18 protein-coding genes are annotated in these 23,362 nt (G+C 34.5%); 13 read left to right on the top strand and 5 right to left on the bottom strand.

All coding sequences use genetic code 11. The features are described from left to right. The first annotated feature begins 26 nt into the window (after positions 1-26). From I5435_RS18355 to I5435_RS18340, 4 genes are all read left to right on the top strand, one after another. Entirely contained in the window at positions 27-698 is a 672-nt protein-coding gene (locus I5435_RS18355) for a TIR domain-containing protein (RefSeq protein ID WP_337982727.1), read from the top strand. 34 nt (positions 699-732) lie between these two features. Further along, the gene (locus tag I5435_RS18350; protein WP_337982726.1) at positions 733-2,172 is read left to right on the top strand and encodes an SIR2 family protein; all 1,440 of its coding nucleotides are present in this window, start codon (positions 733-735) and stop codon (positions 2,170-2,172) included. Between the two features lie 378 nt (positions 2,173-2,550). Further along, positions 2,551-3,360 (top strand): hypothetical protein, encoded by an 810-nt coding sequence (locus tag I5435_RS18345; protein WP_337982725.1) that lies wholly within the window; start codon positions 2,551-2,553, stop codon positions 3,358-3,360. 56 nt (positions 3,361-3,416) lie between these two features. Further along, positions 3,417-3,602 (top strand): hypothetical protein, encoded by a 186-nt coding sequence (locus tag I5435_RS18340; RefSeq protein ID WP_337982724.1) that lies wholly within the window; start codon positions 3,417-3,419, stop codon positions 3,600-3,602. 534 nt (positions 3,603-4,136) lie between these two features. Here I5435_RS18340 and I5435_RS18335 read toward each other — a convergent pair. Together I5435_RS18335 and mutT are read right to left on the bottom strand one after the other, a co-directional pair. Then, positions 4,137-7,028, bottom strand: coding sequence for a DEAD/DEAH box helicase (locus tag I5435_RS18335; protein ID WP_337982723.1), 2,892 nt, complete (start codon positions 7,026-7,028; stop codon positions 4,137-4,139). A 25-nt stretch (positions 7,029-7,053) separates the two neighbouring features. Next, positions 7,054-7,452 (bottom strand): 8-oxo-dGTP diphosphatase MutT, encoded by a 399-nt coding sequence (gene mutT / locus I5435_RS18330; protein WP_337982722.1) that lies wholly within the window; start codon positions 7,450-7,452, stop codon positions 7,054-7,056. Positions 7,453-7,797: 345 nt separating this feature from the next. Between mutT and I5435_RS18325 the strand changes: the two genes are divergently transcribed. The 5 genes from I5435_RS18325 to I5435_RS18305 all read left to right on the top strand — a co-directional run bounded on the left by I5435_RS18325 (position 7,798) and on the right by I5435_RS18305 (position 12,185). Beyond that, positions 7,798-8,715: an HNH endonuclease gene (locus tag I5435_RS18325; RefSeq protein ID WP_337982721.1), complete on the top strand. Its 918-nt coding sequence runs from the start codon at positions 7,798-7,800 to the stop codon at positions 8,713-8,715. Positions 8,716-9,111: 396 nt separating this feature from the next. Then, a complete protein-coding gene (locus tag I5435_RS18320) occupies positions 9,112-9,951 on the top strand; it encodes a GIY-YIG nuclease family protein (RefSeq protein ID WP_337982720.1) in 840 nt (279 codons plus the stop codon). A 105-nt stretch (positions 9,952-10,056) separates the two neighbouring features. Then, positions 10,057-10,629 carry a branched-chain amino acid aminotransferase gene (locus I5435_RS18315; RefSeq protein ID WP_337982719.1) on the top strand — a complete coding sequence of 191 codons (573 nt, stop codon included), beginning with the start codon at positions 10,057-10,059 and terminating at the stop codon, positions 10,627-10,629. Positions 10,630-10,715: 86 nt separating this feature from the next. Then, the gene (locus I5435_RS18310; RefSeq protein WP_337982718.1) at positions 10,716-11,228 is read left to right on the top strand and encodes a hypothetical protein; all 513 of its coding nucleotides are present in this window, start codon (positions 10,716-10,718) and stop codon (positions 11,226-11,228) included. A gap of 108 nt (positions 11,229-11,336) precedes the next feature. Next, positions 11,337-12,185 (top strand): MBL fold metallo-hydrolase, encoded by an 849-nt coding sequence (locus I5435_RS18305; protein ID WP_337982717.1) that lies wholly within the window; start codon positions 11,337-11,339, stop codon positions 12,183-12,185. Between the two features lie 75 nt (positions 12,186-12,260). On the opposite strand, the gene I5435_RS18300 is transcribed toward I5435_RS18305, so the two are convergent. Then, on the bottom strand, positions 12,261-13,439 hold the full coding sequence (locus tag I5435_RS18300; protein WP_024364193.1) for a NupC/NupG family nucleoside CNT transporter: 1,179 nt from the start codon (positions 13,437-13,439) through the stop codon (positions 12,261-12,263). A 361-nt stretch (positions 13,440-13,800) separates the two neighbouring features. On the opposite strand from I5435_RS18300, the gene I5435_RS18295 reads away from it, so the two are divergent. The 3 genes from I5435_RS18295 to I5435_RS18285 all read left to right on the top strand — a co-directional run bounded on the left by I5435_RS18295 (position 13,801) and on the right by I5435_RS18285 (position 16,251). Further along, positions 13,801-14,508 (top strand): DNA alkylation repair protein, encoded by a 708-nt coding sequence (locus I5435_RS18295; RefSeq protein WP_337982716.1) that lies wholly within the window; start codon positions 13,801-13,803, stop codon positions 14,506-14,508. A 212-nt stretch (positions 14,509-14,720) separates the two neighbouring features. Then, positions 14,721-15,170 (top strand): GNAT family N-acetyltransferase, encoded by a 450-nt coding sequence (locus tag I5435_RS18290; RefSeq protein WP_337982715.1) that lies wholly within the window; start codon positions 14,721-14,723, stop codon positions 15,168-15,170. Positions 15,171-15,384: 214 nt separating this feature from the next. Next, entirely contained in the window at positions 15,385-16,251 is an 867-nt protein-coding gene (locus tag I5435_RS18285; protein WP_038509921.1) for a M23 family metallopeptidase, read from the top strand. A 65-nt stretch (positions 16,252-16,316) separates the two neighbouring features. On the opposite strand, the gene I5435_RS18280 is transcribed toward I5435_RS18285, so the two are convergent. Continuing rightward, entirely contained in the window at positions 16,317-16,688 is a 372-nt protein-coding gene (locus tag I5435_RS18280; protein ID WP_025220440.1) for a hypothetical protein, read from the bottom strand. 326 nt (positions 16,689-17,014) lie between these two features. Here I5435_RS18280 and I5435_RS18275 point away from each other — a divergent pair, with 326 nt between their 5' ends. Further along, a complete protein-coding gene (locus I5435_RS18275) occupies positions 17,015-17,311 on the top strand; it encodes a hypothetical protein (protein ID WP_108031011.1) in 297 nt (98 codons plus the stop codon). Positions 17,312-17,407: 96 nt separating this feature from the next. On the opposite strand, the gene I5435_RS18270 is transcribed toward I5435_RS18275, so the two are convergent. Beyond that, entirely contained in the window at positions 17,408-23,212 is a 5,805-nt protein-coding gene (locus I5435_RS18270; RefSeq protein ID WP_337982714.1) for an NPCBM/NEW2 domain-containing protein, read from the bottom strand. Positions 23,213-23,362: the final 150 nt, after the last annotated feature.

Here is a 23,362-nt window from a genome sequence, read left to right as displayed (position 1 = left end):
AATTACAATTTATAAGGAGAATTAAAATGGGTAGAAAAATTTTTGTTTCATATAAATATGCTGACAGTAGTGTTTACTCAATAAATAACAATTCTGATACAACAGTAAGAGATTATGTTGATGAGCTACAACAAAGACTTGATGATGAAGATCATATTAATAAAGGTGAAGCTGATGGGGAAGATCTTAGCAAATTTAAAGATGAGACTATTGAATCTAAACTTAGGAATAAGATTTTTGACAGTAGTATTACCATCGTTCTTATTTCTAAAAATATGAAGGATTCTAACGAGGAAGCAGACCAATGGATTCCGTGGGAAATCTCATACTCTCTTAAGGAAATTACTAGAAACGGTAGAACTAGTCACTCAAACACATTACTCGCAGTGGTTTTACCAGATGAAAATAATAGTTATGATTACTTTATTGAAGAAAATACTTGCTCATATTGTAATTGTTGGACATATAAAACAAATACATTATTTAAAATTTTAAAAAATAATATGTTCAATATTAAATCACCGATTTTCAATGACTGTAACAACCATAGTGATGATAATCAAGTGTATATTGGTGAACATTCTTATATAAAAGTCGTTAAATGGGAAGATTTTAAAGATAATATTGATAAATATATTAATATCTCAATAGATATTAATAAAAACATTTCAAACTATAACATTATTAAAACAGTTTAGTTATTAAAAATAATTATAAGGGGTGGGTTAGGAAGTGTTTTCTCCAAAAATTAAAGAGTTTATTCGTACTTATGTTAAGGCGTTAAATGAGTCAAATGCTACTATATTTGCAGGTGCAGGATTATCTCAGCCCGCAGGATATGTAAATTGGAAGGAGTTAATGAGGGAGATCGCTGAAGATCTTGGTCTAAATATTGATAAAGAATCGGATTTAATAGCTTTAGCTCAGTATCATGTAAATGAGTTTGAAGGAAGAGGGAAAATTAATCAAATCCTTATAGATGAATTTACTAAAGATGTGAGAGTTACAAATAACCATAATATTTTAGCACGCCTTCCAATAAAAACTTATTGGACAACTAACTACGATAAGTTAATTGAATGTAACTTAGAAGCTAATAATAAGAAAGTTGACACAAAAATTGTACCTGAAAATTTAAGTTATACAATGCCTAATACAGATGTTATTGTATATAAAATGCATGGTGACAGCTCTTTATCTCATGAAGCTGTATTAACTAAAGATGACTATGAGGGCTATGACCTTAAACGGAAATTGTTTAGTACAGCACTTCAGGGCGATTTAGTTTCTAAAACTTTTTTGTTTATTGGTTTTAGTTTCGATGATCCTAATCTATCTTATATTCTTAGTAGAATAAGAATTCTATTAGGTGAAAATTCGAGGAATCATTATTGTTTTATGAAAAAAGTAAATCAAAAGGATTATAAGACAACGGATGAATTTAAGTACGCTGAAATAAAACAAGAACTGAAAATTAAAGATTTGAAGCGTTACAGAATAAACGTACTCTTAGTAGATGAGTATGAGGAAATTACAACGATACTACAACATATAGAGAATCTCGTTAGGAGAAAGAACATTTTTATTTCTGGTAGTGCCTCTGATTTTGGGGAATGGGGGGAAAATAAAGCTTTTCAATTTAGTACTAATCTTAGTAAAGCAATAATTAGAAATGGGAATAATATAGTATCTGGTTTTGGTCTTGGAATTGGAAGTTGTATCATAGCTGGAGCATTAGAAGAGATTTATGAAAGAAAGGAAAAGCATGTTGAAGATAGATTAAAATCACGACCTTTTCCTCAAAACTCATCAGGCGAAATTCCTTTAAATGAATTATGGACACGCTATCGTGAGGAAATGCTTTCAAATGTAGGAATTTCTTTATTTATTTTTGGTAATAAAAAGGACAAAACGACCGGTGAAACTATACTAGCAAATGGTATGGAAGAGGAATTTAATATTTCAATTCAAAATGGAAGTATTCCTATACCGATTGGAGCTACAGGCTTTACTGCACTTAGATTATGGAAAATTGTTATGAATGATTTGGAAAAGTATGTTAAAAACGACTCTCTCCAATCTTTATATAAGGATTTAGGTGATTCCTCAAAATCTGAACAAGAACTAATTGAAACTGTAATTAAAATAATCAATAAATTAACAAAGTATTAAGTAATTCAATTATGTTTGGGACATCTCCTAGGTTTAGAAAAGTAGTATACAAGAAAAGCACCTAATAGCATTAAGAAATGAAGACATTTGAATCAACATGTTTGAATTAGACCCATATAATCATCTAAGTAAAAATGTTAGTTGAAATTTTTTGAAAAATAATATTTTATTGTTTTAACTTATAATCAATCACATTCGGCATGGATAAAGATCAGTACCGTTCATTCGATTACTGATTTTTTAATTTTGTAGAGTAAAATATTAAGATTCTCTATTAATAAAGAAGTATAGATATTTTTTATAGGAATTGATATTTTTTAATTGAAAACATCTGTTCTAATTGTTAGAGTATTAAATAAATGGAATGGGGGTATGGATATGTACTTAGGATTTAACTTAGATACCATAAAAGATTTTTCTCAATATAAGAAAAGGGGGGAAGATATCTTTAACCAACAAAAAAACAGAATTCAGACTGAACTTAAAAGATATTTTTATTCAGGTACGACCACTATTAATGGAAAAAAACTTGAAGAGGATTGGTTTCCACAAGTGAAATCAGATGTATTCTTATCTCATTCTCATAATGATTTAGATGAAGTTTTAGGAATTGCAGGATGGTTAAATGAAAAGTTCGGTTTAATAGCTTTTATTGATTCTTCAATTTGGGGTTACTCAAATGAATTACTTAAACAAATAGATGATGATTATTGTTACGATAAAACTAACCACATGTATGATTACAATCGTAGGAATTATTCAACAAGTCATGTACATATGATGTTGTCTATGGCCCTTTTAAAGATGGTCGATAGAACAGAAGCTTTAATTTTTATTAATACCCCAAATTCGATTAGTCCAGTATCTGAAACCATACAACAAACAACAAAATCTCCATGGATTTATTCGGAACTTGTTTATTCTAATCTAATTAGAAAAACACAACCTAGTAGGGAAAAATATATAACTAGAGAAAGTACAATATTTAATGAAGCAAGATCTCTAGATATTGCTTACGAGGTACAGCAGTATTTAAATAATTTAATTGAATTAAATGATAAGAATTTAGATTTTTGGCTAAAGAAACATGGCGAAAATGTAGTTAGAGGGGAAAATATGCACCCATTGGATTGCTTGTATGCACAATTTAAGATTAATTCAAATCTGCTTAAACCAGTATTAGGATGAAATTATGAATTGAGATATTAGAAATTTCATTAAAGAATATACTAAAGAATTAAATGATGGACGTGTTGCTATTTTTGCTGGAGCAGGGGTTTGGAAACAAAATCAAAGATGGAAAGTTGATTAATGAAGATGGCGTTCAAGAAGAATTTGAAATAGCAGCGAAAGAAGGAAAAGTCATTATACCTGTTGTAAGGTCCGTAATTGCTCCAAGTAATTTTCATTATGGTAATGCTGTAAGATAACTTCTCTATTTATCGTCTCCGTAAGCAAATTTAGTAAAACCTTATTAAAACCTTTGTAAGAGCATTATTAAGTGGAACAAAAAGCCTTGTAAACGTTGATATTACAGGGTTTTCTGATTTAATAGGTAGAACACCCGCCGTCTCCATAAGTTTAGTTTGGCTGAACTTAATAGACATATAAAGATATTCCAAAAGAAAATAAATGATAATCCTAATAGCGAAAAAGTTAAAGAATGGGAAGTAGAAATTAAAAAAGCTAAATCACAGAGAAAAAAGAGAAAAAAGGCTACGGTGAATGGATATAAATAGATATGAACTCAGAAGAGAACTGCACTTTCATTATTTTCGATAAACCTTATCATATGTAAGTGCGGATTGAGTATTTAATAAAATAAGTTTAGATAAAAATAATATATAATGGAGTGTGTCATTGTCTCACTCCATTATTATTATTAAAAAATTTATGCTTTGTATAAGCAGGGAGAAATAAAGATGGGAAAAACCGAAGCAATTAATTCACTTCGAGTTTAACTTCTATTCACCAACTAAATAATGATAAATATCATAATGTACAGGTTGTTTTAGTATTAAATTCATTGTAACGACAGATAGATGATTTCCTTTCCCATCAGGCATTACTTCGTTTTTTGCACTACCTTCTGCAATGTCTGCCTCACCCAGATAATAGAAATCTGTGCCTTCACCGTCATCTTTTTTCGTAAATAGATGAATTTCCATCCCTGACTTTTTATAATTTAAGATGTTCTTTACTTCACTGGACTCCAGTGTTAAGCGATTACGGGTGAACCATCTAAATAATTCGGGTGCTAAAAATTCATCACCATAAGCTTGGCTTGTTTCGACTTCATCCTTTTTATGATATGTAACAAAGATTGGACAAGTGTTATGCTTTGCGCGGTAACCGTATATGGTTGATGAATCATCATGTGGCCAATTCAATAATCGGCAAGCATCCCTACGAGAATATTTCTCAAATAACGTCATCGCTTTTGTTTTATCATACTTTTTATTTTTTTCATAAGCGCATTTTACAATATCCTCAATATGTACTTTGAAATACGAATTTCTCAAACTCTCTTGAATTTCCTTGTTAAATTGATAGTGTCCATCAGAGGTTTCAATAATTGGCTTAAATTTATACTTTTTCACGTCATTTTGAACATGGAATTTTAGTGAGAACATGTTTTCAACTGATTGAATTGTTGCATCATCTGCATATGTTCCAAATTCCTCTAATTTTCGAACGAAAGACTCTCTGGAAATGGAATCAGTAGAAAGTAACGTTTCAATTAAAAGAATTTCGTGTATTCGTTTTCCATTCAAAAACTCTTTTGAAAACATTGTTAAAACAGAAAGTTCGTATTCAGTGAGAGAAGGAATGGACTCTTTCATTTTCAATATGAAACTATAATAGTTATCTGCATACCCTATAATAACTTCGGGGTCGATTGAGTTTTGCTCAATAAAGTCAATGAGGAAAGGGATTCGACCCAAACGGTTTTTCATTTCTGTATAAGCATCCCGTAAAGTTTTTAATGTCGATAAATTTGTATTGTTAATAGCATCAAAAATTTTCTTTTTGGCAATTTCCTCGAAGTTTATCGTCGATACACCGTGTATATAGTCTGTATTTACCGTTTTTCGGCGGATGTTATCTTTGTTCATAGTTTGGTCCCCAGAGAGTGCGATCGGAATTAGATAGTTATTTTTATAGTTTCCAATAAAATCAATAATTGTTACATACTCTTTAGAATTGTGTTTACGTAGACCACGACCAAGCTGTTGTATAAATATAATGCTCGATTGCGTTTGGCGAAGCATTACGATTTGATTTAAGTATGGGATATCAATGCCTTCGTTAAAAATATCAACTGTTAAAATATACTCCAGTTCACCACTATTCAATTTTTGAATTGCTTCTTCGCGTTCATTTTGAGAATTATCACCAGTTAAACCAATCGTTTTAAGACCTTCACTGTTTAAAGAAGTAGAAAGTTCATGAACTTCCTCCTTGGAACTACAAAACATTAATCCGCGAATATGATCACCTGAATAGCCATAATAATTAATCTTTTCAATAATATGTTTTACACGTTCTGAAGATACTAATTTTTGAAGTTCTGTTGCATCATCAATAGTTATTCCATCTTTTTCGTAGTCCAAAACACCGAAATAATGGAAAGGGCAGAGCATCTCTTCTTCAAGGGCTGCTTGTAGACGGATTTCATAGGCGATGTTGTAATCAAACAACTCATAAATATTGAATCTATCTGTTCGTTCAGGTGTTGCGGTCATACCAAGTAAGAAATTTGGAGTAAAATAATTGATAATTTTTAAATAGGATTCAGCACCTGCTTTATGAACCTCATCTATCAACACATAATCAAATTGATCTTTCGAAAATTGTTGTAAGTATCCGTCCCTTGAAATTGTTTGGATTGTTGCAAATAAATATTTAGCATGAATATCTTTTGAAGTACCGGAAAGAATGCCAAAATCATCTTCATTTCCACCAAGAATTTTCCGATAATCTTGCATCGCTTTCTTTAAGATTTGCTCACGATGTACAATAAATAGCATTTTTTTTGGAGAAAAGCTTCGAACATCAAAAGCAGATAAATACGTTTTACCTGTACCTGTTGCAGAGATAATTAATCCTTTTTTAGCGCCTGTTGCACGAAGCGTATATAATTGTTCTAATGCAGCTGTTTGCATTTTATTTGGTTGAATTGTTAAGCTTTCTTTAAGCGTATTTGTTAAATATTCAGCATTTAGTTCTAATGTATTCGAAGTAGTATATTTAACAAGAGGCTGTAACTCGTAATGTTGTTTGTAATTAGCAATCCATTCTTCTTTTAAAGGAAGCGCTTTATTCCAAGCATCTTCAAATTGATTTTTTAATTGATTAATAATTTCTCCATTTACTAATGAAGTTAAAAATACATTCCACTCATAGTTTGCTTTTAAAGCACTATCAGTTAAATTGGAGCTTCCGACAATTAAAGAGTAGTAGTCTGGATGTTCAAAAATATAGCCTTTTGAATGAAAACCTTTTTCACTAGATACTCTCACTTCAACGTTTTCAAGTTTAAGAAGCTCTTTAAACATTTTCGGCTGGTTAAAGTTTAGAAACGTTGACGTTAAAATGCGTCCATTAATTCCTTTTTGCTTTAAGTCGTAAAGCATTGTTTTTAAGGTTGCTAAACCCCCCTCAGTAATAAAGGCGACTGAAAAAATAAATGTCTTACATGTTTTTAATTCTTGAAGTATTGTCGATAAGACAGTTTCATGATGCTTGTTTGTTAGAAGTTTTGGTTTAAATTGTGCAGTGACAGTCTTGTTTTGATCGATAAACCCCTTGTAAAGAGAGTTTTCGATTTTTTGAATCAGTTGCAATTGCTCCATATAAATTCACATCATTTCATTCATTTTATTTTGCTTCATTTGTAATCTTCACTACTGCAGGGACATCCGCAGGGGCGAAATTCAACTGTGTAAGTTTATCTCGTGTAACCCATTTCGTGGCAGCATGTTCTAATGCATTTGGTTGTCCTTCTTCTAATTTTGCTTTGTATGTTTCGAGTCTAACAATTACTCTTTCATATTCATATGTTGTATCTTCTACTTTTGCACCTACTTCAATCGTACAAGCAAATTCCTCCTGAATTTCTCGTTTTAACGCTTGTTCAGGTGTTTCTCCAATTTCAATTTTCCCACCAGGAAATTCCCAGTGATTTGCTAAATCCATTTCTGGACTTCTTAGGGCACAGAAGATTTCATTTTTTTCATTTTCGATAATCGCACCAACGACATGGACAGTTTTTTTCATAATATATCACCTTTTTTCTTTTTAATAATTTAAGTTTAGCTTATTTTAGTAGCATATTACATCTCATAGACGAACTCAATCATATTCCTTAAAGCCTAGTTTTATAAATAATGCTTAGGTTTTTCTTATTTTTGAGGATAAGATTTATCTGGAAGGTGAACAAAAAAGTAAAAATAATCAAAAGCATACTAAAAACAAAGGTCTCATATGATGACGGGATTAAAAATAAGTACGTTATTAAAAAGAAATGGTACAAGAACAAAAGAAATACATTCATTCTATTGATCAAATGAAATTGTACTTTAGTTATAATAGAAGTAATGAATAATAGAACAGGAGCACAAAATGAACCACTACATCGTTATGCAAGGGTATACCTATCAAGAAGAAAAAGAAGCACAAATCATTTGGTCACCACAAAAAGATAAAGGCGGAAACACTCCGCACTCATGGCGACGTATGATGGAAGTGAACGAGGGAGACCGTATGTTTCATTATGTAAAAGGTAAGATCGTCGCAATTAGCATTGCTTTGTCTAATTGTGAGGAAGGCATAAAGCCTACGTCAATGACATCATATGACCAATGGGAAGAAAAAGGTTTTCTCGTAAAGCTGCAATATCATGAATTAGAACATTCATTAACGATTAAAGATTATTTTAATGAGTTAAAAATGTTATTGCCTGTTAAATATTCAGCTTTTCAGCAAGATGGGGATGGAAACCAAGGTTACCTATATCCCTGTAATGAAGAGCTAGCAATCAAGCTGCTGGATATTATTAGTGATATGAATATTTATCAAGTAGATGATGAACAGCTAGAATTTGCGATTGGAACTGTAGTACGGACAGAACGAAATACGCTTATTCCTGTGATTACAGAAACAGAAGCTGAAGCGAAACGTAAAATTCGTATTGGCCAAGAGAAATTTAAAGCAACTTTATTACCTTTATGGAATCATCAATGTGCACTTTGCGGTATCAAGCTATCGGCTCTTTTACGTGCAAGCCATTCAAAGCCTTGGCGCGAGAGTTCGAATGAAGAACGCTTAGATCCGTATAATGGTGTATTGCTTTGCTGTAATCATGATGCGTTATACGATCAAGGTTATATTACATTTGATGGAACGGGCTTAATTCACATTTCAGAAAGGATTCCAACCACAGACTATGGAATGTATAACATTCACCAAAAGATGAAAGTTTCAAGGTATGAAGAGAATAAGCTGTATTTTAGATGGCATCGGAAATATATATTTCATTAAGCAGGGAGGCGTTAAAGCTTCCCTGCATTTTTAATATTTATTGAGTTATTAAGGAAGAGTTTTTTAGATGAACCTGAAATGTAGAAACTAAGGCATATTACTCAACAATTAGTAAATTTATTCTAAAATTAGAAGTTAGAAAACATAATTTAGTGGTAAAATAATCATAAAAAATAAGGTTATAAATGACCTATAAATAAAAAAAAGATGAGGTGCACGATTTGAGCGCGACAAATATCGAATGGCAGTTTTCCAAAATACCGAATATCGAAGAATCGAATTTTTTAATAAAATTTTAGAGCGTTTTTATAGTTTAGGTGTGTCGGGTATTGAGGAGCAAAATCTAGTGGGTGTGTGAAAGTAAATTGTGGATATGAATCAATAGGAGTGATTAAAATGACTTTCGGCAAAACAATCAAAATGTTTTTGATTGATGGAGACCCAAGTGGAAGATTAACGTGTGAATTATCTAACTGGACGGGGCTGGCGTATAGAATTCCTAGAACTGAAGTGAAAAAATGCTTGGATCGTCCTAATTTGAATTCTACTGGTGTGTATATGTTATTTGGTCGAAATATTGATGATAAAGAGGCTGTATACATAGGGGAAGCAGAGGAAGTTTATACTCGATTACAAAGCCATTTGCGTGAAAAAGATTTTTGGAATGAAGTGATTGTATTTATAAGTAAAGATGAGAATCTAAATAAAGCTCATATTAAGTACATTGAAAACAAGTTATATGAAAAAGCTAAAGTTGCAAATCGTTACTTTCTAATGAATGGCAATATCCCTCCCATGCCATCCATTTCTGAAGCAGACCGTGCAGAAATGGATGAATATATTAGCAATCTTGTAATGATGGTCAATACATTGGGCCATAAATTATTTGAAGAGATCAAAGATAGCTCAGAAGTTAATGCAGATGATGTTTTATCTATAAAATCGACTCGTGGTGTGGATGCTAAAGGTATCCAAACACAAGAAGGTTTTGTCGTATTAAAGGGATCTAAAATTGCAAATAGCATTGTAAATTCGTATTCAGAGCGTTTATTAGCAAAAAGAAATGATTTTTTACATACAGAAAAAGTGAAAGTTGTTAATGATGAATTTGTAGTAATGGAAGATCTTTTATTTACTAGCCCGTCGGCAGCTGCTGATATTGTAACGGGGCGAAGTGCGAATGGGTTGACTGAATGGAAAGATAGAAATGGAAAAAGTCTGAAGGATTTAGTTTGATAATTTGAACCAATTGGGGGAAATCCTATTTATAAATTATCCCCATACCCCACCCTTCCTAAGCTATACTTATACCTAAACCAATCGAATGGAGCAGGATACTAAGTGTTAAAAAATCAAATTGAAACAATAATAAATGAGCAAGCCCATAGTAAATTACTAGATGTAGAAAAGACATACGCCCAAAAGCACGAATTGTTAGACGAGGATGCAACAGTAGAAACAATTTCTTTGTCATTTGACGTGATTGAACGTTGCCATAAGGAAACGGAAGAATTACTAGGGGAAGAAACGGCTTCTTTTCTAACAAAGCCTGTGCATTATTTAAAAGAGCATGCGAATGAATTTATGTATGTGACGTCTGAACGTTTGGATGTGATCCGTGTGGATTCGTTTGCGCTTGAATTTGATGGGGCGTTTGGTGTGTACAGTGCCATGTTTGGACTGCGATTGCAAAAGAAGTATAGTGCGTTTTTGCATTCCTATTTTACAGCACATTTGCAACATAAGCAGATGACCTATAGTGTGGTGTTTTCTGGGGAAGATGGGCTTTGGGAAGTGAATCTTGCGTTAGATGCACTCGATGGATTTAGTGAGCAGCAGCCGTTTGACGAAGTGTTAGCACAATTATATTGTCTTGTTTTTGGGCTTCTTGAAGAACTTGAGGCGAGCGTATGATGCATACAAAATGGCCGTTAGAATTTTGTATCCTAGCATAATATATTGGGTTTAAAACAAAAATACATGGTGAGGGAGAAGGGAACATGAACATCGTTACAAGTCGTGAGGATATCCAAAAATATGAAACCTTATTAGAAGAAAAGTTAAAACAGTATGTTGGGACAAAAGAAGTAAAAGGTGTCACTGTGGCTGTTGCGCATGGAACGGGCAAAACGAATGTATGGCAAGTACAAGATTTAGGTTACTGGTTTGTGAAAAGGAAAGTGGATATAAACAATAAATGGTGGAATTCCTTTGGATTTACATTAGACGATAAATTTATAGAGTTTTGCGAAGTCAATGTACCTCTTGAAGGTGTTAATTCAAAAATTGCAGGAGCATTTGTTGAAGCGGATGGTAAGGTGTATTTAGTTCATAAAGGTTCAAATATTGCTGGGATGAAAAAAGAATATGTACATAGTCATTATCAAGGTGAAACAGTAGCGATTGCTAACAATGACTATCGCCTAGTTGTAGCTGAAATAACGTCGTCAAATGCGCCTGTTCAGATTGGAAAATTTTTAAAAGAAATAAAGCGCTTAAAAGAAGCGTATTGAATTTGTGACAAAATCCTATCCACTTCCTTTTTATAATAAAAAAATTCTTTAAAAGAGTAAATTGCCCTTTTTTGAATTAAACTATTAGTAAAGGGGGGCTTACCCATTATGCATTCAATAAATAAAATAGGTGATTGTTTTTGGTATATGACGCCTATAGCGGAAACGGATCGTCCCATTTTAGGGATGGTAGTTGGTCATAACAAAACATTAATGATCGATGCAGGGAATTCGGAGGCGCATGCACATTATTTTCAGGAAGAACTTTTAAAAATGGGAGTTCCTAAACCTGATATGGTTGTTTTAACGCATTGGCATTGGGATCATATTTTTGGACTTTCTGCATTACGTCAAATGGTGTCTATCGCTTCGAAAGAAACAAAAACAGCAATGGAGAAGTTAATTCCATCTTCTTGGTCAGATGAGGCACTTGATGCACGTGTGAAGGAAGGTATAGAAATTGAATTTTGTGCCAGAGCTATTAAAGAAGAATTCAAAGATCACCGAGATATTCAGATTGCTTTGCCGGATGTCACGTTTGATAAACGGGTGGAGATTGACCTAGGTGGTGTCACTTGTATCCTTCAACATGTTGGAGGGAATCATGCGGCTGACTCGGTTGTGGTCTATATAAAAGAAGAAAAGATTTTGTTCCTTGCTGATTGTATTTATCCTAATCTGTATGCTGAAAAAGTACATTATACAGTTAAGGAAACGCTTCGTCTGTTGGCTGAATTAGAGCAATTTGATGCGGATACATATATTCCTTCGCATCAACAGCCAATAACAAAAGAAGCGTTTAATCAAGAAGTAGCGATGCTTAGAACGATTGCTACATATACCGATAGTTGTGATGGAGATTCACAAAAAATTATGCAAGCATATAAAAAGCATGTGAAAAGAGAACTAACAGAAGATGAAATTGAAACTATCTCTGACTTTGTGAATGGTTATTAACAATTGTCAGAATTGTTTTAGTGCCTGGCACGAGGAAGTGAGGAAGTGGAGCATACCACTTCCTTTTCATTTTCTTTATAAAATTAAGCTTACGATAATACCTGAAAGGACACTTACAAGGGTAGCGCCAAATAATAATTTTAAGCCAAAGCGTGCGACAACATTTCCTTGTTTTTCGTTAAGACTTTTTACAGCACCGACAATAATACCAATTGAAGAGAAGTTGGCGAAGGATACAAGGAATACGGAAAGAATGCCCATTGTCCGTTCACTAAAGTGATAATCGCCTCCAGATAAATCCAACATCGCTACGAACTCATTTGTTACTAGCTTCGTCGCCATAATGGATCCGGCACTAACCGCTTCCGAGGAAGGGATGCCCATAATAAAGGCAACTGGCGCAAAGATATAGCCTAGAATCGTTTGGAAAGTAACGCCGAACAGTAACTCGAAGACACTATTAAATCCTGCCATCAATGCAATAAAGCCGATTAACATGGCACCGACGATAATCGCCACCTTAAAGCCATCCAAAATATATTCGCCAAGCATTTCAAAGAACGATTGCTTTTCGTGCTCGATTTCTAAAATATCTTCTTTTGGGTCAATATCGTATGGATTCATAATTGAAGCGATGATAAAACCGCCAAATAAATTTAAAACTAAAGCCGTAACAATATATTTTGGTTCTAGCATCGTCATATAAGCACCAACAATGGACATGGATACGGTAGACATTGCTGACGCACAGAGTGTATATAAGCGCTGTTTTGACAGCAGACCAAGTTGTTTTTTTAATGTGATGAAAACTTCTGATTGACCGACCATTAATGAGGCAACGGCATTATAAGATTCCAATTGTCCCATGCCGTTTACTTTACTTAATACCCAGCCAATACCTTTCATAATAAAGGGGAGGATTTTCAGATGTTGAAGAATACCGATTAATGCTGAAATAAAAATAATGGGTAGCAATACGGTTAAAAAGAACGGCGCTTCTCCCTCATTGGCTAAGCCGCCAAATACAAAGGTAACTCCTTCACCTGCATATTCCAGTAATTTGTTAAAGACAGTAGCAATTCCCTTAATAATAATTAAGCCAAATTGTGTATTTAACAACAGTAATGAAAACAAAATTTGAATAATTATCATTGTAATAATTGGTTTGAATTTAATCTCTTTTCGATTGGAACTAGCAAGCCAAGCGAAAAACAATACAATGAGAATACCTAAAATAGAAATAACGTATTGCATATGTAACCTCCTGATGTTGAAAACATGATGTGATAATTACCTTTTGCATAGTACCTTTATTAATTGTGAGTGTTGTCTTGAATATGTTGTCCAAATTACTAAAAAAGAACCGCACTTATTTAATATAAATACCCTTTGTTGAAGAAAGGTAACATAGAGATATTAATAGAAAGTTATTAAAAAAGCAAAAAAATATCTATTTTACTGAAATTTTGATAGGCACTAGGGAATAAAAGTAAGGATTATACTTTTTTTACAATATAGAGCTAGCTGGCAAATGCCATAGTGATATAGCATAATGAAAATAAATTGAAGATGGACAAAATCGTCACAATAGCTAACGTAAGGGAGTGCAGTGAAAATGAATGTTGAAATGGTGATGCAAGAGCTTGAAGCACTTGGGAAGGAGCGCATGAAAAAAATATATATGTCAAATGGTGCACAGGAGCCACTTTTTGGGGTGGCTACGGGGGCGATGAAGCCGATAGCTAAGAAAATCAAATTGAATCAACCATTAGCGGAAGCCCTTTATGCCACAGGAAATTATGACGCAATGTATTTTGCAGGCATTATTGCTGAGCCAAAAGCTATGACAGAGTCAGATTTTGAGCGCTGGATTGATGGGGCGTATTTTTATATGTTGTCAGATTATGTGGTGGCAGTGACGTTAGCGGAAGCGGACATTGCGCAACAGGTTGCCGATAAATGGATTGCTAGTGGGGAAGAACTAAAAATGTCTGCTGGCTGGAGTTGTTACTGCTGGCTATTAGGTAATCGTCCCGATGTTGAATTTTCCGAAAGTAAAATGGCTAATATGCTTGAAATGGTGAAAAGTGCGATTCACAATTCACCTGAACGAACAAAATCTGCTATGAATAATTTCCTCCATACGGTAGGGGTCTCGTATGTCCCGTTACACGACAAAGCGTTAGCTACAGCACAACAGATAGGTCCTGTAGAACTTAAAAAGAATAATAAAAAAAGTAGTTTCCTCCACGCTTATGAAAGTATTCAAAAGGAAGTGGAGAAAGGCAGAATTGGCTTTAAACGCAAATATGTAAGATGTTAAATCCTAGCAAGTACCAAATTAAGCGATTCCCTGTGGATTTCGTGGCGATAACACAAAATTACATGGCGATTCCAGCGCATTTGGTGAAGATAACGCAGGATTACATGGCGATTTCGGAGCATTTGGTGGCGATAACACAAGATTACATGGCGATTCCAGCGTATCTTCCGTGGAATAAGCATATTCCATCTCTATAAAAAGGAGGCACAATAATGACGCAACAAAAACTAATGATTATACCGTACAGCCCAGCATTTGCTGAGCAAACAGTAGCGATGTGGCGAGATAGCAAGGAACAGGCTATTGGTCAGAAAGAAATGCATAGCGTTGAAAATCATGTGTACTTTCTAAATCATCTATTACCAGAACAGTTTCAAATTGAGTTAGCGATTATTGATGAAACAGTTGTAGGTATGATTGCTTATAACGATAGTGAAATAAGCCAACTGTATATTCATATAAACTATCAAGGGCTTGGTATCGGGCAAACATTGTTGGAGAGAGCGAAAGCCCAATCAAGTGGAAAATTAATTCTATATACATTTGAAGTAAATGAAAAGGCCCAACGTTTTTATGAAAAACACGGATTTAAGGTGATTGGTAGAGGGCATGAAAATGAAGAAAATTTACCTGATATTTTATATGAATGGATTATTGAATAACGAGAGAGCGAAGAATGGGAGCTTGTCCTGCGTTTAGTTTTCTGTAATAAAACAAGCAAGAGAATAACAATCTTTTTGCTTGTTTTATTTCGTCTGCGATTTTTTATTGCGATGCGTCCTTAGTCCTTTATCTGATTTTAAAATGGTAAATATTGAAACTTATTATCCAATCAAACGTATAAGTAATATAGTCAGCGTAAAGGGGATGTTTAGAATGCGAGTTAGTTCAAGTGAAGTAACACCTCAAAATTTCGGGATGTTTTTTTTGCAAGAAAGATTTGATGAAATTTATAACCAATGTCATGCAACGTTTCAAGAGATGGTTTCGAATGAGCAATTTAATGAAATAGCTCAATCTTTTAATGCCAATGTACAAAACTATGAGTTATTTAATAAATCAACAATCGCTCATTATCATCAATATGTTTGGTTGGACGATCGACAAGAGAAAGCGATTCAGGTAACGATGGATTCAAGTAATATTATTCATAGCTTATTAATTAAGCCTTATGTGGTTTTTCCAGAAAGCGATAAAAAGTATAGTCAAAATACATATATAATGCCTATAAAAGAGGAGTGGTTTGTATTTTGGGGAGGGGTTAATGAGTTTGTCAATTACCATTACGCATATGAAGCACAAAGATATGCATATGACTTGGTGATCATGAAGAATGATTCGACCTTTAAAGATTCTCCTAACGTCAATGAAAACTATTATGCCTTTAATAAAGAAGTTACTGCACCTGCAGATGGGAAGGTAATTAAAGTTGTCAATCATCTAGAAGATAATATCCCTGGAGAAATGTATGAAATGGAGCCAGCAGGAAATGTAATTATTATCGAACATACCAATCATGAATATAGTATGGTAGCGCATTTAAAAAAGAACTCTTGTCTTGTGCAACAAGGAGATATGGTTAAACAGGGTGATGTGATAGCGCTTTGCGGAAATTCAGGAAATTCCTCAGAGGCACATATCCATTTTCAAGTGATGGACGCACCAGACCTTCTTAATTGTCAATCTTTACGCATTCGTTTTGCGGATGGTTTGGAGCCCATTCAAGGTGATGTTGTAAAATAAAATAGCTAAAGAACCGATGAGCGAATTTCCCGTTCATCGGTTCTTCTTTATAGGACTAATCACCATTAAATACTTTGAATTAATTCGCTATATTTTAGGGAAAGTAAGTTTAATGAATAGTTTTTAATTTTATCGGTTGCAATAATACCCGTTAGGATACATTCAATCATTTCTTTATATTGATAGATTAAATGGACTTCCTGCATAAAAGATGAATCAATCGTAATGCCGTTCGTCATCGTTTTTAAAATTACTTGTTGCTCTTCATATAAGTAAACTAATTCGAATTTTGAATTATGTATTAATGTTGTAATTTCTGGAAAAATAGTAGCGTCGTTTAAAGCCGCTACTATATCGTCGACCGGCTTTACACCTTCTATTGATTGTAAATACGAGAAAGTTTCTCTTAGTTTTTCTTCTAAAAAATCAGTACTCATTGAAAATGCTCCTTCGTGTTTTGCTTCATCCATTTTAATCATTTTATGATTATTGTATGCCTATTTTAGTGGTAAAAATTATTAAAAAAACTTACTTTTTTTTGAATTAATCGGGATAATTTCATTTTAAATAAATAATTTATAGTAGTAAATACTATTTAGATAAAATCGTAAATATGGACTATACTAATGATTGTTGTCCATTTTATTAGGAAAAATGGTTTGGTTAATGCGCATTTATTTAAAAATCTATTATTTTCGGTTTAAAATAAAAGTAGTAAAATATAAAAAATAAATTTTCACGGCATTTTATGGAGGTGCAGAGTATGAATTATGTTAGGGTCGAAATAATTGATACTGTGGGGTTAAATCCAAGGGAAAGAAAAATGTTGCAAAATACGGTGTTAAACTTTGTTGCGATGAGCAATGCGTTAATTTTGAAAGAAGATGTCGTGATGAACCCGTTGGAACCCAACAACGAAAATATTGGGGTTATCCTAATTTATGCTAAATCACTGAATGAAGAACAGTGTAAGACAATAACAGAGGCATTGTCCAATCGATTCACCACGTATTTTAAAATGACTGAGTTGGATTTGGAAGCGCAAATTAGCGTTTATTGAACGATGCGACGTGCAGTCTTTGTATATAAGCTAAAACGCCCACGGGAAAAATCCGTGGGCGTTATTTATTAGATTATTTATGCTAAAGCACAATGCTTAATTTTTTACATAATAAGTTAATTGAATCCGAGTGTCTTCGTTTAATTTATAAGCGATGATGAGCATATATGTGCCTTGTTCTTCGTGTGAAAGATCGATTGTAAAGTGGTCTGTATTTGGTGTAAGTTGTTCCACATCTACGTAGATTTCTTTCATTGTTTTCGTATTTCTTAGACCGATTTGATAAGGGTTTAAGTATTGACCATCCAAACCTTTTACTAAGTTCTCAACCGTCGCTATAGGACCTGTTAAGCTTGATACTTCCACAACTTGGGGCTGCGCAGTGATAGTATCCAATGCACCTAGACTTTGCAATGGTGAGAAATCGGTAATACTATTCGCCGAAATATCGAGTGATGTTAAATTTTTAGCATATTGTAAGCCGTCTAGATTTGTAATACGGGCATTGGGTGCATGTAGACTAGTTAGTGTAATCATATCACCTAATGTGATTTCCCCAGACAGCCCCAATGTTTGCTGAATTGCCTGTTTAAGATTGTTATCTGCAATCGGTATGATTTGAGTAAAGTCAATAGCGATAAGGGCAGCTTTAGTGCGTGTTAATTCCTCTAACGTTTCATCGATTTGTGCTTGAATTGCTTGAGGGTTGGCAAGTACTTCCTCAGCTTTTGCTATACTCGCTTCTAATGCTTGAATGGACTCCGCTGTATAGTTTTCTATAGGAATGGCTTTGGCATCCTCTAGTGCTAGCGTTAATGATTGTGTAAAAACGCGCTCTGCATTAGCGAAATGTAATTTAGTATCTCCCCATGAAGCATGGTCTGAACCGTTGCCATTGCCGCCATCAGTTACGACCAGTTTTAGTTCTTTGGCCCCTGTAATGCTTACTTCAATGTATTGTTGAGGGTCTCGCGATTGCATCAAGCCACTGTCAAATTGCTTCTCTCCATCAACAAACACTTGGAATGTTACAGAGCCTACCGTACCGTACATTTGACGGTCTACACCAACAAAGGCAGTGAAGAAATCGGCATTTTTATCGCTTAAATCATAGATAATTGTAGAGTTTGAATGGGCGCCGATACCTCTTTCGTATGCTTTCTCAAGACCATCATCACCTGTTAGGCGAATGGCATTGTGACTAATAGAAACATCTTTTAATGGTGCTGTATAGCTGTTTTGTGTAGATTGCCATTGAAAATCAGTTAAGTAATGATAATCATCCATGTTAACTACCGAAATAACGCGATTTTTCGATACTTTATTGCCATCACTGTCGACAACCGTATACGTAATGTCATAGCGGCCAGCGCGATCGAAGTTTACTTGATCTAAGCCTGTTACTTGTACTTGAGATGTTAAATCGCCATCTTCAGCATCAGTTGCCACATAGCTATCGTTCATGGTAATAGGTGTTCCAACTTTTGTTGCGATTGATTTTGCAATTGTTAGTTCTGGTATCCCGTTTGATACATAGAACTTAGCATCAGCAAAGTTAGCGTGATCGGATGCATTACCATTGCCAGAGTCATGTGCAATCAGTTTTAACTCGTTAATACCTGCAAGTGGAACTCTTACTAATTTTGCTTCTGTTTGATATTTCATCACGCCGCTGTTATATACTTCTTGTCCATCAGCAAGTATTTTAAATGTTACGCTAGAGTTAGTGTTTTCAGCTATGTTGCGGTCAATGCCAACAAGTGTTTCGAAATAATCATAGTTTTTGCCTGTTAAATCGTAAACAATTTCAGAATTCGCATGCGTACCAATACCTTTGGCAAAAGTTTTTACTTCACCATTCGTTAATACTTTAATTGAACCGCCTGATGATGCTTTGTCTTTGTTGACGGTACTATACGCAGTTTGTGCCGATTGCCAACCGATGTCAGAGGCGAATTTTTCGTCGCTATAAACATAGACAGTTCTTGTTGCTGTGACGACATTATGATCACTATCTGTTACGGTATAGTCGACGTGGTAAGTACCTGTTTTCTTCGTATTAAAACCGTTGGCAGTGACTTGGATTTGATTACTAACATCACCGTCTTCGATATCAGTTGCTGTTACATCGCTTAGTAAATCGAAATCACTGTTTAATTTCACCATCGTCAAATCTTCAGGTAGCGTTAAAGTAGGTTGACTCGAGTCTTTACCGAACTTAGCATCAGCCCAAATCGTATGGTCTGAAGAATTGCCACTATCATTGGCATCTGTTGTAATGAGCTTTACTTCCTTTGCTCCTGTAACAGGGATATGGATGTAGCCGTGATCTGTGTTTGCTTTGAATACATCACTTTCAAATTTTTTCTCGCCATCGACCCAAACTTCAAACGTGGCAGATGAAGCTTTGCCTTTTGAAACTTGATCAATACCGATGTAACTTTCAAAGAAGGTAAAGCCTTTACCTTCTATGTTATATACGATTTCTGCGTTTGCATGTGCACCGAGTCCTTTGGCATACGTTGCCTCAACACCTTGTCTTAATAACGTAATGGTGCCACCTGCAACAGATTTATCTTTTTGTAATGAACCCCAACCAACTTTGGCAGAGCTAGCTGTCATATCAGAAATATACTGCATATCACTTACAACATTGACAGTCATAGTTTTTGTTTCTTGGATGCCTTCATCGTTGATTTCATAGACAACTTCGTAGATTCCTTTTTTTGTCATATCTACTGTGTTCGATTTAATAACGACCGTATTCGTGATATCTTTGCCACTATAGGAAATTGCTTTAACATAATCCATAGGATTGAATGTTTGATGTAGCTTGACTGTAACCTTATCTTCAATAGATAGGGTAGGGGTAAATGCCTTTACTTCTACTGGTTGAAGTGCAGTTAATTGTTTATCATAGCCAACAACTTTGTACGTGTAATTTTTTGTACTATCGATATGTTGATCGATAAATTGTTGAGTACTTGTAAAGCCGATTAATTCATTATCTCTAAAAATTTCATAACCTAAAAAGTCATCTTGCTTTTCTTTATCAACGGATAAATAGAGCGTATTTGTTTTGGTAGCTTGGTTTGATGCCAATGTTACGTTTACTGCTTTTCCTTTCAAACCATTCCCTTTATAGTCGACCGCACTATTATTTAAATACCATATTTTTTTATCTGGTTTTGGATACTTACTTGTTTTTGCTCTTGTTTCGTCCGTTACGACAAAGCCATGACGAGCAAAGTGTTCACTTAAATCTAAACCGAGCGCTTCAGAAGAAAACTCGACTAAATATTGTTGTTTAGAACGTTCGCCATCTGTTAGCGTGACATTTTTTTCGCGGTAAAGAGCGTTTAATTTTCCCCAATAGCCAGGGCTATACATTTCAAGTTGCCAGTAAACGGCTAGTTTTTCAAACAAACCTTGATCGTTATAATCTTTTGTGTTTTTTTTCAATACGTTTTTATAAACATTCGCTTCATATGGAATGCGTCCATCGATTTTCCCGTAAAGTGCTGACATATGCTGTGGAAGCATATTGTTTGTTACTTCGCCGATTGTTCGTACACCTATATCCATACGGTGACCGATTTCATGGATAAGCCCCCATGAACCGCCTTTTTCTTCTATCGGAACTAAAATATCAGCCACAACATCATCCAGTGTGCCAATATGATCGCCAGCTGCATACATGTACGCATAAGGCTGTGCAAGTCGTACGTTTTCTCTTATTAATTTTGGATCATGTTTTTCACTGCGCCCATCTAAACCGTAATACTTAAATAATTCGTCCATAAGGCGATTATACGATTCAATGGTTTGGAGTGGGCTATAGCCATTTTCTATATAGGTTTTGTAAGCACCTGTTGCAGTACCTGTCCAAAATAAATGGTCACCAACGACTTCTACAATATCAAGCACTTTGCGATCTTCAACATTTGGATGCTTCGCTATATCTTCATCAATTTTTTTCTTATAGTCGATTAAAAATTGTTTGAACTCCTCTACGTTTGTAGACTTTGTTGCAAATGGAATTCTCTCAACACCTTCGAATCTTAAGGTCGGTGCTTTACCTTGCTGTTCCGCTGTATAAGGATTTTCAATATAGATTGTGCCACCAGGTGTAACGGCCTTCTTATTATAAGAAGTTTTAGGGATGGCAGGAACAGTAATGACGTTTTTACCGACTTTTAAGCTGACACCTTGTCGCCAACTATTCCAAGCACCTTCTTGTTGTGAAAATGCCAAGCGTGGTAACGGACCAGTTGTTGATGCGTCAACGTAAACGGTAATTTGATCACCCGGTTGGGCAGCAAGGCCAGTTGGTTGTAAATTGTTACCGAAGCCGAATTTCAATTGTTGATTGGCATGTTTGACCATATCCCCGTGTTGCTCGGCTACTATAATTCTTCCTTCTGTAACCACTTCACCGTTCATTATTTTTTTAGCTAATTCGATATTGTCTTTATAAGTAGCATATAGTGGATGTGTTTTCGCTTCTTCTTCTAATGCGTTAATATGTTCGATGCTGTTGAATGCAGGGGAAACTGTATTCATCGTTCCGTCAGTAAATAACTGCGCCATTTTATCGTTTAATGCATCTTCTTTATAGAAGGCTAATTCACAAAGTGTTGCCCAATTTTGATTGGATTTAGTGAATTTAAATTTCACCCGTTTAAATGTCGTCGGTGCAAATTTTGCCTCTACTAATCCTGCGACCATGTTATGTTTACCTGTTGAGACAAGTTCATAGGTTTCGCCTTTTGACGTTTGGGAAGCGTAAATTTCAAATTCCTCGGCAAAGCCTTTACGGTCAGAAGGTCTTGCTCCATAAATAATACGATTTAATGTAACAGGTTCTATAAATTCAACTTCTACTTCATTTGAGAATGTAGCTGTGTTGCTTTTATTTGTTTCCCAATATGTATGAACATCGCCATCGATGGCATTTTTGATAATGGCGCTCGCATAGTGTCCGCCATTGTTGGTAATTTCTTTAATGTTTGCCTTATCCATTCTAAATAACTTTGAATACGCTTCGTTGGCATAATGGCTAAATGACGAAGTTAGTGCAGTTGTCGCTGTAATTTTTTCATTGCTTAGCAGTGCTTTCGCATTGTCAATATCTTCTTTGAATTGTGCGTAGAAGGGGTGGCCTTGGGTTTCGACCTCTAATTGATTGATAGCATCTATGGTGTTGAATTTGTCACTTACAGCGCTCATTGTACTATCTGTAAAGAGTGTCGCCATTTTGTCAGAGACAGGATCTTCTTTATAAAATTGAAACTCGGATGCACTTGCCCAATCTTGATTTGCTTTCGTAAAAACAAATTTTAGTCGTTTAAATTCTGTAGGATTGAATTGGATTTCGACGATATCTCCAGTAGAACCTGTATATTGTCCTGATGAAACGAGTGTAAAATCATCGCCTGTATCTGTAGTGGAGCTATAAATTTCAAACTGCTGTGCAAAACCTTTTCCTTTTGTAGAAGATTGACGAGCTGCATAGACAATTCGATTTAATGTAGATGCTTCATGGAACTGAATGATCACTTCATTAGTGAAGGAGGTACTATTGGGTTTCCCTGTTTCCCAATGGCTGTTCATATCACCATCAATCGCTTTATCTATAGTAGAACTTCCATATTTTCCGCCGTTGTTCGTAATCGATTGAATGTTTGCTCTCGCTATTTTAAATACGTCATCGTATGCTTTTAAAATATCTGTTCCGTACAATTCAAATTTTTTCACCGAAGCGATGGAATAATTAGTACGAGCTTCGGCTGAAGTTTTAACTATATCTCCACTTGGATTTTCAGTGGCTAAAACATTCATTGGACCACCGACTAAATTTAAAGCAAGGGCAGATACTGTTACAATCTTTACTACTTTCATCTAAATTCCTCCTTATGCATTTTTCTTACAGAGTACATAAAAAAGCTACTCAAAAAAGAGTAGCTTTATTTTAAATAAGGCAATCATAAAAAATCCCACATTATAATAAATAGCACTAAAAAATGCCTTTCGTAAATTATATTAATATAC

Source organism: Lysinibacillus sp. C5.1 (assembly GCF_016350185.1).
Taxonomy (GTDB): Bacteria; Bacillota; Bacilli; order Bacillales_A; family Planococcaceae; genus Lysinibacillus; species Lysinibacillus sphaericus.
This window is presented reverse-complemented; position numbering and strand designations above follow the sequence as displayed.

Excerpts from the sequence above, each read along its gene's own strand:
- I5435_RS18355 (WP_337982727.1), top strand. The coding sequence starts at position 27 with ATGGGTAGAAAAATTTTTGTTTCATATAAATATGCTGACAGTAGTGTT.
- I5435_RS18345 (WP_337982725.1), top strand. The coding sequence starts at position 2,551 with ATGTACTTAGGATTTAACTTAGATACCATAAAAGATTTTTCTCAATAT.
- I5435_RS18340 (WP_337982724.1), top strand. The coding sequence starts at position 3,417 with ATGGACGTGTTGCTATTTTTGCTGGAGCAGGGGTTTGGAAACAAAATC.
- I5435_RS18335 (WP_337982723.1), bottom strand. The coding sequence starts at position 7,028 with ATGGAGCAATTGCAACTGATTCAAAAAATCGAAAACTCTCTTTACAAG.
- mutT (WP_337982722.1), bottom strand. The coding sequence starts at position 7,452 with ATGAAAAAAACTGTCCATGTCGTTGGTGCGATTATCGAAAATGAAAAA.
- I5435_RS18325 (WP_337982721.1), top strand. The coding sequence starts at position 7,798 with ATGAACCACTACATCGTTATGCAAGGGTATACCTATCAAGAAGAAAAA.
- I5435_RS18320 (WP_337982720.1), top strand. The coding sequence starts at position 9,112 with ATGACTTTCGGCAAAACAATCAAAATGTTTTTGATTGATGGAGACCCA.
- I5435_RS18310 (WP_337982718.1), top strand. The coding sequence starts at position 10,716 with ATGAACATCGTTACAAGTCGTGAGGATATCCAAAAATATGAAACCTTA.
- I5435_RS18305 (WP_337982717.1), top strand. The coding sequence starts at position 11,337 with ATGCATTCAATAAATAAAATAGGTGATTGTTTTTGGTATATGACGCCT.
- I5435_RS18300 (WP_024364193.1), bottom strand. The coding sequence starts at position 13,439 with ATGCAATACGTTATTTCTATTTTAGGTATTCTCATTGTATTGTTTTTC.
- I5435_RS18295 (WP_337982716.1), top strand. The coding sequence starts at position 13,801 with ATGAATGTTGAAATGGTGATGCAAGAGCTTGAAGCACTTGGGAAGGAG.
- I5435_RS18290 (WP_337982715.1), top strand. The coding sequence starts at position 14,721 with ATGACGCAACAAAAACTAATGATTATACCGTACAGCCCAGCATTTGCT.
- I5435_RS18285 (WP_038509921.1), top strand. The coding sequence starts at position 15,385 with ATGCGAGTTAGTTCAAGTGAAGTAACACCTCAAAATTTCGGGATGTTT.
- I5435_RS18280 (WP_025220440.1), bottom strand. The coding sequence starts at position 16,688 with ATGAGTACTGATTTTTTAGAAGAAAAACTAAGAGAAACTTTCTCGTAT.
- I5435_RS18275 (WP_108031011.1), top strand. The coding sequence starts at position 17,015 with ATGAATTATGTTAGGGTCGAAATAATTGATACTGTGGGGTTAAATCCA.
- I5435_RS18270 (WP_337982714.1), bottom strand. The coding sequence starts at position 23,212 with ATGAAAGTAGTAAAGATTGTAACAGTATCTGCCCTTGCTTTAAATTTA.